Here is a 15416-nt window from a genome sequence, read left to right as displayed (position 1 = left end):
TTTTAAATAATATAAAAAAGGCGATTCAAAAGAATCGCCTTATAGAATAAAAATTAATTTTAGAACCCTAATCTTTCCATATCTGCAACGAGTTCTTTTACTGCTTTTGTTGAATTATCTAATAAAGCTTTTTCTTCTGCATTAAGATCGAATTCAATAATTTTTTCAACGCCGTTTTCTCCAAGCACAGCAGGAACACCAACGTAATAACCATCAATACCAAATTGCCCATTTAACAATGCGCAAACAGGCAGCACGCGTTTTTCATCATATATAATTGCTTCTGCCATTGCAATTGCTGATGAAGCAGGGGAATAAAATGCTGAACCAGTTTTTAATAATTTAACAACTTCACCGCCGGCAGCTTTTGTTCTTTCAACCATTGCTTTCATTACTTCAGCCGCTTTAGTTTTATCATCGTATTTTTTCTCAAGCAATTCCATTACAGGTATTCCATTTACGTTTGCATATCTTACAATAGGAACCATAGTATCACCGTGACCGCCAAGAACCATTGCGTTAACATCTTTTACAGAAACGCCAAGTTCCCACGCTATAAAAGAAGAAAATCTTGACGAATCTAAGACTCCGGCTTGACCCATTACTTTATTGGCTGGGAATCCGGTAATCTTTTTGAAAAGAGTAACCATTGCATCCAATGGATTGGAGATAATAATTACAATAGAATTAGGTGCAAACTTCTTAACATTCTCTGCAACTGTCTGCATAATCTTTGCATTAGTAACAAGTAAATCATCACGGCTCATCCCGGGTTTACGTGGCAAGCCTGCTGTAATGATTACAAGATCAGAACCTTCAATATCTTTGTAATCGTTTGTACCTTTTACAGATGAATCAAATCCATCTACTCGAGATGCCTCTGCGATATCAAGTGTTTTACCCTGAGGCAAATCTTCAACTATATCAAAAAGAACAACATCACCAAGTTGTCTTAATGCGATAAGCTGAGCAAGAACTCCGCCAATTTGTCCACCACCGATTAGCGCAATTTTTTTACGTGCCATAATTAGCTCCTTTATAAAATTGTGAATATCATCTGTATAAAAATAGATAAGACGCTAAGTAGATGCAAAAAAAATAAAAGCGGGGAATTGGTTTATTGGGGTGATTATGAAAATAAATTCTAAATCTCGTACAGTTACTTTTTAAGCTTCAGAATTGTCTCAGTTCCTTCAGGTGTTTGATTGTAGCTTAATCCATCCATATAAACACGCATTAAATATAATCCACGTCCGGAATCTTTGAGTAAATTTTCAGGATCGGTTGGATCAGGAATGATAGAAGGATCAAAGCCTTTACCTTCGTCTTTAATAATTATTGTAATATCATTGCCATCAACAAAAACAGAAATGCGAACCATTTTAAGTTTATTGTTTTTGTTACCATGAATGATAGCGTTTGTAGTGGCTTCAGTTACGGCTAAAAGCAATCCATTAATTTTTTCCTGATCTAAACCTAACTCTACAGAAAAAAAATTTACAAATTCTTCTACAGTTATAAGATTATTAGGAGTACTCTCAATTTCTAAATAATATCTTGGTTCTGTCAATTTGGTTAATTTATTATTAATTAAGTGGTGTGAATATATTGGTTTCGGTTAAAATTTCCAATTAACTTGCATTAACAAACTTGCTTGTTGTTTTTCAGGATTATTTGTATTTGTAATGAACTCATAATAACCTTTTAATATTACATTTAGATTTTTCCAGGCAACTACATCAATTAAGGCAATTGGTCCTAAGCTTAGGTATTCGGTGGATAGAGTTTTAATATTTTTCTCAAACGAATAAGTATTTAATAAAAACAATCTTAATCCAACTGAAAAAAGCGTTCGTTGATAATTTAAGATAAATCGCGGTTCAATATAAATCTCTTCTAAAAATCTTGTTGGTCTGGCTGTAAAATTATCCCACTTAAAATCCCCAATCTCAGAAAGCTTTATATATCCATATGTAAATAGCGAAACAGCTTTCGTTAATTGTATTGAAGTAGAATCGATAGCAGTAAATTGCCGAAATGCATAGCTTTGATAATTAGTTGTGATATCTTCAAAATCATAAACAGTATAATTTGCAGAGACTTCAAAACTGTTGAAAGATTTTATAACGCTTCCCATATATTCGCCACCTGTACGTAACCTAATAATTCTGTTTTGATTATTGTTAGAACTTCGGCTTGCAAACAAGTAAACAGTATGTCCAAATGTGGCTTCGGCATTTATAAATCCTGTGAAATAAGAAGTAAAAAATTTTGAATATCTAAATCTGACTATTGAAAGCAACTCATCTCTGTCATCATCATTTGAGATACTTTTTGTATCATAAATTAATTTGCTTTGATATAGACTAAAAGTAAAAAGATCGGTTTGGGATATTTTATAGTTGCCAAGCAGCGAGAGTGTTGCGCGGCTGGAATTATTATTTTTCTGCTCTTCAAGTTCTGATTTTACTTCATAAATAGTTTCCGGAAAACCATCAAATCTATTTACAATGTGTTTTTCATCCCTTTCGTAAAAGTTAAATCTAATTATTCCATCAAACGATCTGGACGAGTACCGTGTAACAGCATCAATTTCCAGTTTTAACTCATCAATTTTTGTATCGTATAAAACATTGTTTAATAGTTCTGCAGTTTTATAACGATTTTCACGCTCAATATTTCTCCAACTTATTCCACCAGAAAGATCGAGCGAAAAAATTTCAAGAAAATTGTCATAAGAAAGTCTATCAAATATTTGGTAAGCCGTTTCTATTCTGCTTTGGATGTTGTTGTTGATATTATACTTTAAAGAAGTAAGAGAATCAGCTTCAAAATAAAAATCCTTCCTATTTTGTGAAAAAGATGTTTTAATTGAATTGGAAATATTTCTTTCAAAAATATTATCCACAGACAAGGCATAGTATCGTATCAGATTTCTACGCGGAATTATATCCTCATTTCTAAAACGAAATTCAGAATTAATTTCTAGATCAGAAAAGGCAAGATTATCCAAACTGCCCTCAATCCCATATAAGTTTCCATTATCAGTTATCCCAATTTGTCTATTGCTAGAATAGCCCACAAAAGGAGTTAATCTGATATTTTTATCTGGTTTCAGTTCGCTAAAAACTGCAGCTAAATTTACAGCAGATTCATTTATCCCTAATGAACGATTATCTGACAAAAGTGAACTACTGCCAGTTACTCCAAACGAAATATCGTTATTAAATAAATATTTTGAAGTAAGATTAAAATGCTGCTCGTCTCTGGTATTTTTTGTTTCATTGCGAATAAAAGTAGAACCAAAATTTTCATTGAGATGAATAATTATTTTATCAAAATTACTATACAATTGTAATTGAGTGTTTAGGTGAAATGTATTTAATTGTTTATCGAATGAAGTATTGAATAAATTAAATGTTGGTAATCTTCCTGAAAATTCAAGGCTATCGACGCGTGTTTGAGTGTGAGAAATTGGGTTTACAAAAAGAATAATTAATGCAATTAGAAAAAAGATGAGTAAACGACTTTTATTAGATTTTATTTTAACAAGTTTCAAAAATTATTCATTCACTTTTGTTCAGAATTCTTTGGCAATTATAATGTTTATGACAACAATAAACCACTTAAGTTTTTGGTAGATTTTTTGATCCGTTAGCTTGAAATTCTGTAAAAGAGAACGGGAGTTTAAATTGACAATCAGCAACTTTTTGGATAACTTTCATAACAATTTTTAGATAAAAAAGATGATTGAAACCTACATACCAGTATTAATTGTTCTTGCAATCGGAGTTGTTTTCGCGTTTGCAACGGTTATGTCTTCTGTAATATTTGGTCCGCAACGACCAAACAAAGAAAAAAATTCCACGTACGAAAGCGGAATGAAGCCGGTTGGCACAACCCACGAAAGAATCTCACTAAAATATTACCTAGTGGCAATGCTTTTTATAGTTTTTGATTTGGAAGTGATATTTGTCTATCCGTGGGCTGTTCAATTTAAAAGATTATTTAGTGAATTTGGAATTTCTGTCTTCTATTCTATGTTAATATTTTTAATCGTGCTTGAGCTTGGTTATTTGTATGTTTATAAAAAAGGTGGTTTCAAATGGGATTAGAAGCAAAATTAAATAGCGATGGTTTTTTAGTAACTCAGCTTGATGCGGTAGTCGCTTGGGCCAGAAAGAATTCTGTTTATCCAATGCCAATGGGAATTTCCTGCTGTGCAATTGAAATGATGGCTTCCGCTGATCCAAAATATGATATTGCAAGATTTGGTTCCGAAGTTATGCGTTTTACTCCACGCCAATGTGATCTAATGATTGTTGCCGGAACTGTAACCTACAAAATGTCTCACGTAGTTAAGAAAATTTATGATCAAATGCCTGACCCTAAATGGGTGATTGCAATGGGTGCTTGTACATCAACAGGTGGAATGTATCGTTCATATTCCGTTGTACAGGGAATAGACCAGTTTTTGCCGGTTGATGTTTATGTTGCAGGCTGTCCTCCTCGTCCGGATAATCTTTTAAACGCTTTAATTCAGATTCAAAATAAAATTGGAAGAACGCGTGCAAGAGATTTTCAAAATTTAAAATTACCAGAATTGAATGTAATCCAGAATAATTGATTATGGAATTAAAAGAATTAATCTCACAAAAGTTAAATGATAATTTTGTTGATGCTGAGCTTGAATTTTCAGAATTCAGGTATGAACTTTCTGTTAAGCTCAACAAAAAATTTATCAATCCAGTCTGTAAATTTCTAAAAGAAGATCCCGAATTAGAATTTTTACTTTGTGAAGATATAACCGCTGTAGATTGGGCAAAAAGAAAAAACAGATTTACTGTTGTTTATCATATCTTTTCTATAAAAAATAGTTTTCGCTTAGTTCTTAAAGCAGATGTAGATGAAAATGATTGCAATATTGATACAGTTTCTTCAGTTTGGAAAACATCCAACTGGCAGGAGCGAGAAGTATTTGATATGTACGGAATTAAATTTAATGCTCATCCAGATTTACGCAGAATTTACATGCCGGAAGAATTTGAATATCATCCACTTAGAAAAGATTTTCCATTATTAGGCATTCCGGGTTCACTACCATTACCAAAGAAATAAAAATTTATGGATAGATTAACAAAAGACGACGTTCATCCTAAAATTCTTCAAAGATTATTAGAGGATACTGACGTAACGATTGAGGATGCTCTTGAAAATGAGATGATCCTAAATATGGGTCCTCAACATCCTGCAACCCATGGTGTGTTAAGATTATTATTAAGACTTGATGGTGAAACAGTTATTGGTTGTGTTCCCGATGTTGGATATTTACATCGTGGATACGAAAAGATGGCTGAGAACATGAGTTATTTTGAATTCATTCCTCATACTGATCGCCTTGATTATATTTCGCCAACTGCAAATAACGTTGCGTGGGTTCTTGCAGTAGAAAAGTTAGCTGGAATTGAAGTCCCTGTTCGTGCACAATACATCAGAATGATTATTGCTGAACTTGCAAGAATCGCATCACACCTTGTTGCAATTGGTTCTTTTGCGATGGATGTTGGCGCATTAACTGTTTTTCTTTGGACATTGCGCGAACGTGAAAAGATAATGGATATTTGGGATATTTTGTGCGGCGCAAGATTTACAAACAGTTATACTCGTATTGGCGGTGTGGCAAATGATGCTCAGCCTGAAGCATTAGCATTAGTTGAAAAGTTTATTGATGAGATTGATGCAAATCTTTCTGAGTGTGAAAGTTTACTAAATACAAACAGAATTTTTATTGAACGACTTGATGGCGTTGGAGTTATATCTAAAGAAGATGCCTTAAGTTATGGTTTCACTGGCCCAAATTTAAGAGCAAGTGGAGTTGGGTTTGATTTAAGAAGAGCTACTCCATATTTACAATACGATAAAGTTGATTTTAGAATTCCAACTTTTACAGAAGGTGATTCATTAGCCCGTTATTTTGTGCGTGCTGATGAAGTTAGAGAAAGTGCAAAGATTGTAAAGCAATGTTTGCAATTAATGCCTAAAGGTGAAATTAAAGCGAATCTTCCTAAATCTGTTCTTCCACAAAAAGTAGAAGTATATTCAAAAATGGAAGAACTTATTCACGATTTTATGATTGTAAATTTTGGTATCAATCCGCCGGTGGGAGAAGTTTATCATGCTATCGAAGGATCAAAAGGCGAACTTGGTTTTTATATCGTAAGTAAAGGCGAAGGGCATCCATGGAAATGTAAAATCCGCTCGCCCTCGTTTATTCACATTCAATCTTTACCACATTTAGTTAAAGGTCATATGGTATCTGATGTTGTTGCAATTATTGGAAGTATCGATCCGATAATGGGAGAGGCAGATAAATAATGAGTAACAGCGAATTCAAATTTTCACCAGAAAACATCGAACGAATAAATAAAGAGATAGCAAAATATCCAGAAAAAAAACCTGCAGTTATGGCAACGCTCTATATTGCGCAGGAACAAAATGGATATATCTCAAATGAAGTAATCAAAGAAGTTGCTACGATTTTGGAAATGACTTCCGAAGATGTGCTTGGTGTTGTAACTTTTTATACGATGTACTTTCAAAAACCTATGGGCAAACATCACATTCAGGTTTGCACAAATGTTTCTTGCATGCTTCGCGGAGGTTATGAGATTTGGAATCAAGTAAAGGAAAAACTTGGCCTGGATAATATGGGTGTATCGGCAGACCAAAAATTTTCTCTTGAAGAAGTTGAATGTATGGGAAGTTGCGGGACAGCGCCTATGATAGCTGTTAATGAAGATTATTATGAAAATCTTACTAAAGAAAAAGTAGAAGAAATTATCAATTCCTTAAAGTAGTCTGATTAAATGGAAAAAATTGTTTTACCTGATATAGAAAATATTCACATTCTTGATGTGTATATTGAGAATGGCGGATTTAGTGCTGCTAAAAAAGCCTTTGCACAAACTTCTGATGAAGTAATTGATCAAGTAAAAAAATCTGGTTTACGTGGTAGAGGCGGTGCTGCATTCTCTGCTGGATTGAAGTGGAGCTTTATGCCAAAGACTACCGATAAACCAAAATATCTTTGTATAAACGGCGATGAATCAGAACCAGGCTCTTTTAAAGACAGACAAATTTTTGAATATAATCCACATCAACTTATTGAAGGAATTCTGATAACTGCATACGCAATTGGTGCTAAAGTTGCATACATCTACATTCGTGGCGAATACCACAAATGGGTAAAGCTTATGCAAAAAGCATTAGATGATGCTTATGCTGCTGGTTATGTTGGTGAAGCTATGAAAGAAAAATTTGGTACGGATTTCTTTTGTAACATTTATGTTCATAAAGGTGCTGGCGCTTATATCTGCGGCGAGGAATCTTCTTTGATGAATTCTCTAGAAGGTAAGCGCGGTTATCCAAGGGTCAAACCTCCATTTCCTGCACAAAATGGTTTATGGGGATGTCCAACCACAATTAACAATGTTGAAACCATTACTAACATTCCTCCTATAATTTCTAAAGGTTGGGATTGGTTTTCAAAAATTGGTGAACCAAAACATCCGGGAACAATTTTATTTGGTGTTAGCGGTCATGTTAACAAACCAGGAGTTTATGAATTACCTTCCGGTACTTTGCTTACAGATATTATTTATAATTATGCTGGCGGTGTTCCAGGCAATAAAGATATTCTATGTGTAATTCCCGGCGGGTCTTCAATGCCTCCATTACGCGGTGACCAACTCGAAGGCGTAAAAATGGATGCAGAATCTCTTAAAGCTGCAGGCTCTGCGATCGGAACTGGCGGTATTATGGTTATGGATGAAGATACTGATCTTGTAAAAGTTTTAGCTCGCATTTCTCATTTTTATCATCACGAAAGTTGCGGACAATGTACCCCTTGTAGAGAGGGAACAGGTTGGCTTGAAAAAATCCTTAAAAGAATCCTTGCTGGAAATGGTTCTGTAAGTGATATTGACTTATTAATTACTGTTGCAAACCAGATTGAAGGAAACACAATTTGTGCTCTTGGTGAAGCTGCTGCCTGGCCAGTAAGATTTATGGTAACAAGATTCAGAGATTATTTTGAAGCAAGAGTGAGTAAAGAAGTTAATCTAAAAGTTGCAAACAAAGTTCATTCAATGAGGCATACAGAATTTCCTTTGGCTGAAGTAAAAAATTAAATAAACAAGTTTATGGTTGATTTTTTAGCCGAAATTGTACTTGTGTTCGTTGGTTATAATGTTGGATATTTTTCTTTAAAATTCTTTTCAGGTGGAAAGTATCCTAAAGAATATATGAAAGATGGAGGGGATTTAAAGATTGAGATATTTGGAATATTTATATTATTAATTTTGCTAGGTGTAGTCACATATATTTTTGTATAATTAAAAAATCCTCTCAAATTTGAGAGGATTAATTTTAATATTAGCTGATACTTATGCACTAGCGGGTGCAGCAGCTCTTGTTCCAAGCTCATTATCAAGCATATACAAACCACTTTTATTATCACCAATCATTTCGATCTTTTGGATTATTTCTTCCACATTTGCTTCTTCTTCCACTTGTTCAGTAACAAACCATTGTAGGAAAGTATTTGTTGAATAGTCTTTTTCTATCATTGCAACATCCACAAGTTTATTAATTAATCCTGAAATTTTTTGCTCATGCTTTAAAGTATCGGAGAATACTTCAGATATCGATTTCCACTCGACTTTTGGATCAGCGATCTGTGTTAATGTAACTTTACCACCTTTTTGTAAAATAAAATTAAAAAATTTCATTCCATGCAATTGTTCTTCTGCGGATTGAAGTCTCATCCAGTTTGCAAATCCTTTTAAGTTCTTAGCTTCAAAATATGCTGCCATTGAAAGATATAAATATGAAGAATAGAATTCTTCGTTTAGATGTGTGTTTAAAGCTTTTTGCATTTTAGCTGATATCATAATAACCTCTATATTTTATTCTGTTTAATTTTATAACTCAAATATAGTTTATTTAGTTCAAAAACTCTCCCTAACTGAATTATTTTGTTCTAAAAACTGTGTTAAAGTGCACATAATTAACATAAAATTGAATTGATAATAAAACACCCTTTGAGTAATTTTGTCAGGGCTTATTATAAAGATTAAATTCATTTAAAGGAGTTATAAAAATGGCAGTTAAAGTAGCTATTAACGGGTTTGGAAGAATTGGAAGACTCGTCTTACGTGCAATGGCAGATAAAAAAGTTTTAGGCAAAGAGGTGGATATAGTTGCTCTTGTTGATGTAACTAATGACGCCAAATATTTTGCATACCAACTTAAATATGATTCTGTTCACGGTATTTTTAACGGGGAAATCACATCAAAGAAAAGTAAGGCTGATTTAGAGCATGATGATGTTCTTGTTATTGATGGCGAAGAAACAAAATGTATTATCGCTTCAAAAGATCCTTCACAATTACCATGGAAAGAACTTGGTGTTGAATATGTAATCGAATCAACAGGACTTTTTACTGATTCTGAAAAAGCAAAAGGGCACATTGCTGCTGGTGCAAAAAAGGTAATCATTTCAGCTCCGGGAAAAGGCGATGTTAAAACAGTTGTTATGGGCGTTAATGATAATGAATTAAAACCAGAACACACAATAATTTCTAACGCTTCTTGTACCACAAACTGTTTGGCACCTGTTGTTCACGTTTTATTGAAAGAGGGAATTGGAGTTGAAGTTGGAATTATGACTACAATCCATTCATATACAGCAACACAAAAAACTGTTGATGGTCCATCTAAAAAAGATTGGAGAGGCGGAAGAGCTGCTGCAGTTAATATTATTCCATCAAGCACAGGCGCAGCAAAAGCTGTTGGCGAAGTTTTGCCTTCTGTAAAAGGTAAACTAACAGGAATGTCATTCCGTGTACCAACTGCAAATGTTTCTGTTGTAGATTTAACATTTAGAGCAGCAAAAGATACCTCAATAAAAGAAATTGATGGCTTGCTTAAAAAAGCGTCAGAAACTTATTTGAAAGATATTCTTGGCTATTGTGATGAAGAACTTGTTTCAACAGATTTTAATCATGATGAACGCTCATCTATTTATGATTCATTAGCCACATTACAAAACAATTTTAAAGATGAAAAAAGATTCTTTAAAGTTGTTAGCTGGTATGATAATGAATGGGGTTATTCTAACAGATGTGTTGATTTATTAATAAAATTAATAAAAATGTAATTGATCACTTTAAGGCGATCTTTTTTGGATCGCCTTTTTAATATTAATTAAAATAATTATTTCAGGGAAGAAAAATGAATAAGCTATCAATTGATAAAGTAGAACTTAAAGGTAGACGCGTTTTAGTTCGTGTTGATTTTAATGTTCCACTAGATGAAAATTTAAATATTACTGATGATAACAGAATAACGGAATCACTACCAACAATAAAGAAAATTATTGCTGAGGGCGGTAAAGCCATTTTAATGAGTCATCTTGGAAGACCAAAAGGTGGACCAAATCCTAAATACAGTTTAAAACCAACTGCAAAACGATTAAGTGAACTACTGGGTAAAGAAGTTAAACTTGCGCCTGATTGTATAGGAGCAGAAACAAAAGCGATGGTTGATGCAATGAATAATGGCGATATTTTAATTCTCGAAAATGTTCGCTTTCATCCTGAAGAAGAAAAAAATGATCCAACATTTGCAAAACAATTAGCCGAGCTTGGTGATGTTTATATTAATGATGCATTCGGTAGCGCACACCGAGCACATGCATCAACTGAAGGTATAACAAAGTTTATAAAAATTTCTGCTGCTGGATATTTAATGCAGAAAGAACTTGATTATCTTGGTGGAGCAATTACAAATCCTAACCGTCCATATACAGCAATTTTAGGCGGAGCAAAAATTTCTGGTAAGATAGATGTTATAAATAATCTGCTTACTAAAGTTGATACATTAATTGTTGGCGGTGGAATGGCTTACACTTTCTACAAAGCAGAAGGTAAAGAAATAGGAACTTCATTACTTGAGGCAGAAAAAATAGATCTTGCAAAAGAAGTTTTAGAGAATGCAAAAAAATCAGGAATTAAATTCATGCTGCCTGTTGATGTAGTAGTTGCAAGTGAATTTAATAATGATTCACCATTATCAGTTGTAAGTGTAGATGCGATGCCATCCGATAAAATGGGATTGGATATTGGACCTGAAACAATAAAGTTATTTTCTGATGAATTGAGAAATGCAAAAACAATAGTTTGGAACGGACCAATGGGTGTTTTTGAAATGGATAATTTCGCAACTGGTACAAACGCAATTGCCCAAGTTTTAGCTGATGTTACAGCTAAAGGTGCAATTACTATTATCGGCGGTGGCGATTCTGCTGCGGCCATCACAAAAGCAGGATTAAAAGATAAAGTTTCACATGTATCAACCGGTGGCGGTGCTTCGTTAGAATTTTTAGAAGGCAAAGCATTACCCGGTGTTGTCGCATTAAATGATTTAAAATAAATTAAGGATTAGTTTGAGTAATTATTATCAACCAAGAGGTTTTGGTGGAAGATTTTTTTCATTTCCGCCAGTCATTAAAAATTTACTTATCATAAATGGAATAATTTTTTTCGCTCAACTATTATTTGATAATATTACCTTCGATGGATTTCCGGGTTGGTATGTTGTAAACAAATGGTTTGCTCTAAATCCTATTTCAGGAAACGATTTCAATGGACAACCTTTTAATTTCCAGATTTGGCAATTAATTACTTACCAGTTTATGCATGGAGGCTTTTCACACATATTTTTTAATATGTTTGGTTTATGGATGTTTGGGGCAAGCATTGAAGAAATATTTGGTTCAAAAAAGTTTTTATTCTTCTACCTTTTAGCTGGTGTTAGTGCTGGTTTACTGCATTTGTTTGTTTCACCATTGTTGGGTGGGGCACAAGCAGTAACAATTGGGGCTTCAGGTGCGGTTTACGGAGTTTTAATTGCTTATGCTTTATTCTTCCCTGATAATTTAATCTTCTTATACTTTTTAATTCCTGTTAAGGCAAAGTATTTAATAGGTTTTTTAATAGTGTTTGAATTTTTAGCCATAGATAGTGCGTCAAGCGGTGTTGCGCATCTCGCACATCTTGGTGGTGCTTTGTTTGCATTTTTATATATAATGTTTGATAAGAATAGCTATGTTTCACTAAAAAATGTTTTTAAAAAATCTTATTTCTATAAATCAAGTTCAAATAATGATTTCTTTAAAAATCCATTTAGCAATACTTCACAAAGTAAAAGTGATGTTGAAGATGCAAAATTTTATGATTTAAATAGGAAAGATGATATTGAAGTTACACAAGCTGAAATTGATAAAATATTAGATAAGATAAGTCAGTCGGGTTATCAAAATCTAACTGATAGAGAAAAACAAATTTTATTTCAAGCAAGTAAGAAAATGAAATGAAATACGGTTCGATAATTTTTATATTTTTCCTTTTAATCATTTCTACTGTTTTACAATCCTGTAAAAAATCATCACCGATTGATGAGAAAAAGTTTATAAAGATTTATGTTGATATGATTTTTATGCAGGATACTTCTTCTTTAGCGCAGACTATAATTAAACAAAAAGTATTAGAAAAATTTACAGTAAATGAAAAAGATTATGATGCCACAATTAGTTACTACAATAATGATCCTGAAAAGTGGCAGAAATTTTTTGATAGCACAATAGTTTATATCGAAAGTTTGAAACCAAAACCAACTAAAAAGACTGATGTGAAATCTTTGCCAAAGCGATCCTTATTTGAGGATAAGAAAGATCTTTAGGCAGTACTTCTTTTAATTCTTTTAACCCCGTAATTCCTTTCCTATATTTTTCAGTTATCAAATTTAGCTTGTCTGTTGTAATTATTGATGAAATATTTGTCTCCGGTAAATAACTGATGATGGTTTCTATCTGCATTGATATTACTGCTTCATTTAGCTTTCTTAACTTTGCAATTTCTTGAAGTGAATATTTTTTCTGCAACAGATTATGAGTCTCAATAATGTTTTGTGGAATTATAATCGCAGCCATTCCTTTTTTATCCACGTTAACACTTCCAAATGAATTTATTACTTCGAGAAAATCGTTTCCAACTTTATTAAACATTCTTTCATTAAAACCTGGGATACTAAATAACTCCGATTTAGTCTTTGGTTTTTGATGTGATATTTTTGCTAATAAATCATCGGGACAAATTATGTTTGGAGACTGTAAGAATTTTTTAGATGCTTTTTCACGCACCTTGCGCAATCTATGGTACATCTCAATATTTTTATCGAAATCACTTTTCAAACTACCAATCTGTTCAACAACAGGCACTTGCTTTTCATCATCCCGCACAATATAATAAAGTTTATTGCTTACAGCCGATTTCTCCTGAATTTTATTTTCACTTATCAAAATTCTAATTGCATAAGAAATATCTTCTTTTTTGTACTGAGTCAATGAATTAAAATGCTGATAATTTTTGTGTTCGATGTTTTTACTTTTTCCAAGTAGAATATCTGCAATTTGGTTTTCGCTTAGCTCAGCTAAATCTTCATTTAAAAGATCTTCAATATTTTCTTTAATATACTTTATAGAGTCATCTGCAATTCCATTTTGTTTAAGGCAATTGTCACATTTACCACATTTGTAATCGCTTGCATCTTCACCAAAATATTTTATGATATAACTAAACCTACAATTGTTTGTGTAAACAAAATCCACCATTTTATCTAGCTTCTGTTTAGAACTTATATAGAGCTCGTTAATTAGCTTATAATTAAGTTTTAATTCCTCTGTTCTTACTCGAGGTTTAATCAATGAGATTGATTCTTTACCATCTGCTTTTGAAAATTCAATAATTCCAAGGAACTCTAGATTAATTAGTGTTTCAGTTGTTTCTTGTTTTGTTAATCCCGTTTCTGATTTCAAATTATCTAATTTAAGAGCAGTTAGATTATGAAAAATCCCTTTACCATAATTTCTTATTAGATAAAATAACACATCACGCATAAGTTCATTTGATGTACTTTTAATAAAGCTTTTTAGTCTAGTTTCTGTAAAAAGAATTTTTATCTTATCAACGGACTTGTAGGCAGAGTTGATACTAATGTAACTAGCATTCTCTAAATAGTTTAATGCAGAATTTAAGATTGCTGCAGAAATATCTTGTTTAGTATGAAGTTTTATATATCCAAGATTAATCTGCAATTGTTTATCGGATTTCATCCCAATTGCTATTTGTGCTGAATCGCAAATTGCATTATATATGCTTTTTATAAGCTCTTTTGTTGGATAGGAATTAGAAATAAAATACTCGTGAATGTGAATATCAGAGTCCTCAAAAAGAAGAAAAGTATGAGAGTTTTTACCATCCCTGCCTGCGCGGCCAATTTCCTGATAAAAATTCTCGATCGATCCGGTAGTATTAAAATGAATTACTAATCGAATATCTTTTTTATCAATTCCCATTCCGAATGCATTTGTAGCGATAATAATTGGTAGTCTATCCTCAATAAAATCTTCCTGTATTTTTTTTCTTACGATAGTATTGAGACCAGCATGATAGTATTCACATTCTATTTTATTGTGTTTCAAATATTCGGAAAGTTCTTCAGCTTTTTTGCGTGATGAAGTATATATAATGGCGGGCGATTTAAACTGATGAACGAGTTCTAAACATCTTTCTTTTTTTCGTTTTGTAATTTCAACATTCACAAAAAGATTATCACGTTCAAAACCTTTAATGATGACTTTTGCATTTTTCATCCCAAGTTGTTTGACAATATCTTTTACAACTTCAGGGGTAGCGGTTGCAGTAAATGCAGATATTTTTTTAATTCCTGTAAACTCAATAAAATCTTTTAACTTTGTATAACTTGGACGGAAATTGTGGCCCCATTCACTTATACAATGTGCTTCATCAATAAAAAGGAATTCGGGGTTTAGATTTTTTAATCTTGCAGCAAACTCAGGGCTTTCAAGACGTTCTGGCGCTACATAAACAATTTTTAATTTACCAAAGTGAATTTCTTGTAGAACCTTTTCAGTCTCATTAAAACTTTGAGTGCTATTAATAAATGCTGCTATCTCAGTTGATTTATTTAAAGCATCAACTTGGTCCTTCATCAAAGCGATTAATGGTGAAATTACTATTGAATAGTTATCATTTATTAATGCGGGAATCTGAAAACAAATTGATTTTCCAGCGCCTGTTGGTAGTACCGCAAGCACATTGTTACCATGAACAATTTCATCAATTATTTCTTGTTGTCCCGGTCTAAATTCTTTATGACCAAAATATTTAGATAAAGCAGCTAAAGTGGTCATTTACTTCTTTTTATTTGAGTAAGTAACAAGCGGTGTAATTTTTATTTTTGATAGTAATATTTACATAAATACTTTATTAAAA

At 32.7% G+C, this 15416-nt stretch carries 16 protein-coding genes; 11 read left to right on the top strand and 5 right to left on the bottom strand.

The features are described from left to right. Positions 1 to 59: 59 nt before the first annotated feature. The 3 genes from mdh to IPJ23_07065 all read right to left on the bottom strand — a co-directional run bounded on the left by mdh (position 60) and on the right by IPJ23_07065 (position 3559). A complete protein-coding gene (gene mdh / locus IPJ23_07075) occupies positions 60 to 1025 on the bottom strand; it encodes a malate dehydrogenase (GenBank protein MBK7630446.1) in 966 nt (321 codons plus the stop codon). Positions 1026 to 1159: 134 nt separating this feature from the next. Continuing rightward, positions 1160 to 1570 (bottom strand): ATP-binding protein, encoded by a 411-nt coding sequence (locus tag IPJ23_07070; protein ID MBK7630445.1) that lies wholly within the window; start codon positions 1568 to 1570, stop codon positions 1160 to 1162. Positions 1571 to 1618: 48 nt separating this feature from the next. Beyond that, positions 1619 to 3559 carry a hypothetical protein gene (locus IPJ23_07065; GenBank protein ID MBK7630444.1) on the bottom strand — a complete coding sequence of 647 codons (1941 nt, stop codon included), beginning with the start codon at positions 3557 to 3559 and terminating at the stop codon, positions 1619 to 1621. 187 nt (positions 3560 to 3746) lie between these two features. Here IPJ23_07065 and ndhC point away from each other — a divergent pair, with 187 nt between their 5' ends. From ndhC to IPJ23_07030, 7 genes are read left to right on the top strand one after another with little or no spacing between them, the layout of a single operon-like run. Next, positions 3747 to 4115 (top strand): NADH-quinone oxidoreductase subunit A, encoded by a 369-nt coding sequence (gene ndhC, locus IPJ23_07060; GenBank protein MBK7630443.1) that lies wholly within the window; start codon positions 3747 to 3749, stop codon positions 4113 to 4115. Then, positions 4106 to 4627 (top strand): NADH-quinone oxidoreductase subunit NuoB, encoded by a 522-nt coding sequence (gene nuoB, locus IPJ23_07055; protein MBK7630442.1) that lies wholly within the window; start codon positions 4106 to 4108, stop codon positions 4625 to 4627. Before ndhC ends, nuoB begins: the two co-directional genes overlap by 10 nt. 2 nt (positions 4628 to 4629) lie before the next feature. Next, complete coding sequence (locus IPJ23_07050; protein MBK7630441.1) at positions 4630 to 5118, top strand: NADH-quinone oxidoreductase subunit C; 489 nt, start codon at positions 4630 to 4632, stop codon at positions 5116 to 5118. A gap of 6 nt (positions 5119 to 5124) precedes the next feature. Then, positions 5125 to 6375 (top strand): NADH dehydrogenase (quinone) subunit D, encoded by a 1251-nt coding sequence (gene nuoD, locus IPJ23_07045; GenBank protein ID MBK7630440.1) that lies wholly within the window; start codon positions 5125 to 5127, stop codon positions 6373 to 6375. Continuing rightward, positions 6375 to 6857 (top strand): NADH-quinone oxidoreductase subunit NuoE, encoded by a 483-nt coding sequence (gene nuoE, locus IPJ23_07040; GenBank protein ID MBK7630439.1) that lies wholly within the window; start codon positions 6375 to 6377, stop codon positions 6855 to 6857. Before nuoD ends, nuoE begins: the two co-directional genes overlap by 1 nt. A 9-nt stretch (positions 6858 to 6866) precedes the next feature. Beyond that, complete coding sequence (gene nuoF, locus IPJ23_07035) at positions 6867 to 8189, top strand: NADH-quinone oxidoreductase subunit NuoF (protein ID MBK7630438.1); 1323 nt, start codon at positions 6867 to 6869, stop codon at positions 8187 to 8189. Positions 8190 to 8201: 12 nt separating this feature from the next. Continuing rightward, a complete protein-coding gene (locus tag IPJ23_07030; protein MBK7630437.1) occupies positions 8202 to 8393 on the top strand; it encodes a hypothetical protein in 192 nt (63 codons plus the stop codon). Positions 8394 to 8444: 51 nt separating this feature from the next. On the opposite strand, the gene IPJ23_07025 is transcribed toward IPJ23_07030, so the two are convergent. Beyond that, positions 8445 to 8951, bottom strand: a complete 507-nt coding sequence (locus IPJ23_07025; protein ID MBK7630436.1) for a ferritin — start codon at positions 8949 to 8951, stop codon at positions 8445 to 8447. A 209-nt stretch (positions 8952 to 9160) separates the two neighbouring features. Here IPJ23_07025 and gap point away from each other — a divergent pair, with 209 nt between their 5' ends. The 4 genes from gap to IPJ23_07005 all read left to right on the top strand — a co-directional run bounded on the left by gap (position 9161) and on the right by IPJ23_07005 (position 12801). Continuing rightward, the gene (gap, locus tag IPJ23_07020; protein MBK7630435.1) at positions 9161 to 10219 is read left to right on the top strand and encodes a type I glyceraldehyde-3-phosphate dehydrogenase; all 1059 of its coding nucleotides are present in this window, start codon (positions 9161 to 9163) and stop codon (positions 10217 to 10219) included. A 74-nt stretch (positions 10220 to 10293) separates the two neighbouring features. Further along, positions 10294 to 11493, top strand: coding sequence for a phosphoglycerate kinase (locus IPJ23_07015; protein ID MBK7630434.1), 1200 nt, complete (start codon positions 10294 to 10296; stop codon positions 11491 to 11493). A 7-nt stretch (positions 11494 to 11500) separates the two neighbouring features. Further along, positions 11501 to 12436: a rhomboid family intramembrane serine protease gene (locus IPJ23_07010; GenBank protein ID MBK7630433.1), complete on the top strand. Its 936-nt coding sequence runs from the start codon at positions 11501 to 11503 to the stop codon at positions 12434 to 12436. Beyond that, positions 12433 to 12801 (top strand): DUF4296 domain-containing protein, encoded by a 369-nt coding sequence (locus IPJ23_07005; protein MBK7630432.1) that lies wholly within the window; start codon positions 12433 to 12435, stop codon positions 12799 to 12801. Before IPJ23_07010 ends, IPJ23_07005 begins: the two co-directional genes overlap by 4 nt. Here IPJ23_07005 and IPJ23_07000 read toward each other — a convergent pair. Continuing rightward, positions 12737 to 15334 (bottom strand): RecQ family ATP-dependent DNA helicase, encoded by a 2598-nt coding sequence (locus tag IPJ23_07000; GenBank protein MBK7630431.1) that lies wholly within the window; start codon positions 15332 to 15334, stop codon positions 12737 to 12739. The two genes, IPJ23_07005 and IPJ23_07000, sit on opposite strands and share 65 nt — an antisense overlap. Between the last annotated feature and the right edge of the window lie 82 nt (positions 15335 to 15416).

The sequence above is a fragment of the Ignavibacteriales bacterium genome (genome assembly GCA_016709765.1).
Lineage (GTDB): Bacteria > Bacteroidota > Ignavibacteria > Ignavibacteriales > Ignavibacteriaceae > IGN3.
This window is presented reverse-complemented; position numbering and strand designations above follow the sequence as displayed.